The sequence below is a fragment of the Pseudomonas sp. NPDC087615 genome, assembly GCF_044743445.1.
Lineage (GTDB): Bacteria > Pseudomonadota > Gammaproteobacteria > Pseudomonadales > Pseudomonadaceae > Aquipseudomonas > Aquipseudomonas baetica_A.
This window is the reverse complement of the sequence record NZ_JBIUWM010000133.1, coordinates 1-2,236: the sequence shown is the minus strand read 5'-3', so window position 1 is coordinate 2,236 and position 2,236 is coordinate 1. Positions and strand designations below refer to the sequence as shown.

General features: G+C 58.4%; 2 protein-coding genes. Both read left to right on the top strand.

Annotation, left to right across the window (positions count from 1 at the left end; genetic code table 11):
- Nucleotides 1–2 precede the first annotated feature (2 nt).
- The gene (gene dnaN, locus ACIOU6_RS27900) at nt 3–1,079 is read left to right on the top strand and encodes a DNA polymerase III subunit beta (protein WP_401139956.1); all 1,077 of its coding nucleotides are present in this window, start codon (nt 3–5) and stop codon (nt 1,077–1,079) included.
- Nucleotides 1,080–1,093: 14 nt separating this feature from the next.
- Nucleotides 1,094–2,197: a DNA replication/repair protein RecF gene (gene recF, locus ACIOU6_RS27895; RefSeq protein ID WP_150595884.1), complete on the top strand. Its 1,104-nt coding sequence runs from the start codon at nt 1,094–1,096 to the stop codon at nt 2,195–2,197.
- Nucleotides 2,198–2,236: the final 39 nt, after the last annotated feature.

The window sequence follows — 2,236 nt, the reverse complement described above, 5'->3', positions numbered from 1 at the left end:
CACTGTTGAAACCCCTGCAACTGGTCGCAGGCGTCGTCGAGCGCCGACAGACCTTGCCGGTACTCTCCAACGTGCTGCTGGTTGTCGAAGGCCAGCAACTGTCGCTGACCGGTACCGATCTGGAGGTCGAGCTGGTTGGTCGCGTGCAACTTGAAGAGCCGGCCGAAACAGGCTCCATCACCGTGCCTGCGCGCAAGCTGATGGACATCTGCAAAAGCCTGCCTAACGATGCGCTGATCGACATCAAGCTCGACGAGCAGAAGCTGGTGGTGAAGGCCGGTCGCAGCCGCTTCACCCTGTCGACGCTGCCGGCCAACGATTTCCCTACGGTTGAAGAGGGCCCGGGTTCGCTGACCTGCAGCCTCGAGCAAAGCAAACTGCGTCGTCTGATCGAACGCACCAGCTTCGCCATGGCCCAGCAGGACGTACGCTATTACCTCAACGGTATGCTGCTTGAAGTCTCGGCCGGCGTCATCCGCGCCGTGGCCACCGACGGTCACCGTCTGGCGATGTGCTCGATGCAGGCCGATATTGGTCAGCCGGATCGCCATCAGGTGATCGTGCCGCGCAAAGGTATTCTCGAACTGGCGCGTCTGCTCACCGAGCCGGACGGCAACGTCAGTATCGTTCTTGGCCAGCACCACATCAGAGCTACTACTGGTGAATTCACCTTCACCTCGAAACTGGTCGACGGTAAGTTCCCGGACTACGAGCGTGTTCTGCCCAAGGGCGGCGACAAGCTAGTGTTGGGCGATCGTCAGGCGCTGCGTGAAGCGTTCAGCCGTACTGCGATTCTGTCCAACGAGAAGTACCGTGGTATCCGTCTGCAACTGGCCAGTGGTCAGTTGAAGATCCAGGCCAATAACCCGGAGCAGGAAGAAGCGGAAGAAGAGGTGGGCGTTGAATACAACGGCGGCTCCCTGGAAATTGGCTTCAACGTGAGCTATCTGCTCGACGTGCTGGGCGTAATGACTACCGAGCAGGTTCGTCTGATCCTGTCCGACTCCAACAGCAGTGCGCTGGTGCAAGAGTCTGACAACGACGATTCGGCTTACGTTGTCATGCCGATGCGCCTGTAATCAGCTGACTCTGGATGTCCTTAAGTCGTGTTTCGGTCACCGCGGTACGCAATCTGCACCCGGTGACCTTCTCCCCATCCCCCCGCATCAATATCCTTTACGGCGCCAACGGCAGCGGCAAAACCAGTGTTCTGGAAGCCATTCATCTGCTGGGGCTTGCCCGTTCATTTCGTAGCACGCGGCTGTTGCCGGTCATCCAGTACGAACAACTCGCTTGCACCGTGTTCGGTCAGGTTGAATTGGCCGAGGGCGGGCACAGTGCACTGGGGATATCCCGCGACCGTCAGGGCGAGTTTCAGATCCGCATCGACGGCCAGAACGCCCGTAGCGCCGCGCAACTGGCAGAAATCCTGCCGCTCCAGTTGATCAACCCGGACAGCTTTCGTTTGCTCGAAGGCGCGCCCAAGATTCGCCGGCAGTTCCTCGATTGGGGCGTGTTTCACGTCGAGCCGCGCTTCATGGCCACTTGGCAGCGCTTGCAGAAGGCCCTGCGCCAGAGAAACTCTTGGCTGCGGCATGGTACACTTGACGCCGTTTCGCAAGCGGTTTGGGACAGGGAGTTGTGCCAGGCCAGCGCTGAAATAGATGAATACCGTCGCGCTTACATCAAAGCCTTGAAACCAGTCTTTGAACAAACCTTGAGTGAACTGGTTGAACTCGAAGGTTTGACGCTTAGCTATTACCGAGGCTGGGACAAAGACCGGGAACTGAGTGCCGTACTTGCCGGATCCCTGCAACGGGATCAGCAAATAGGTCATACCCAGGCCGGACCACAACGGGCTGATTTGCGTCTTAGATTGGGCGCACACAACGCCGCGGACATTTTGTCCCGGGGTCAGCAGAAGTTGGTGGTCTGTGCCTTGCGGATTGCCCAGGGGCACTTGGTTAGCCAAGCCCGCCGCGGCCAGTGTATTTATCTGGTGGATGACTTGCCGTCCGAATTGGACGAGAACCACCGTCGCGCGTTGTGCCGCTTGCTGGAAGACTTACGCTGCCAGGTTTTTATCACCTGTGTAGATCATGAATTATTGAGGGAAGGCTGGCAGACGGAAACGCCAGTCGCCCTGTTCCACGTGGAACAGGGCCGTATCACCCAGACCCACGACCATCGGGAGTGAAGGCATTGAGCGAAGAAAATACGTACGACTCAACGAGCA

Bases quoted from the DNA above. Each gene is read 5' to 3' on its own strand.
- recF (WP_150595884.1), top strand. From the start codon at position 1,094: ATGTCCTTAAGTCGTGTTTCGGTCACCGCGGTACGCAATCTGCACCCG.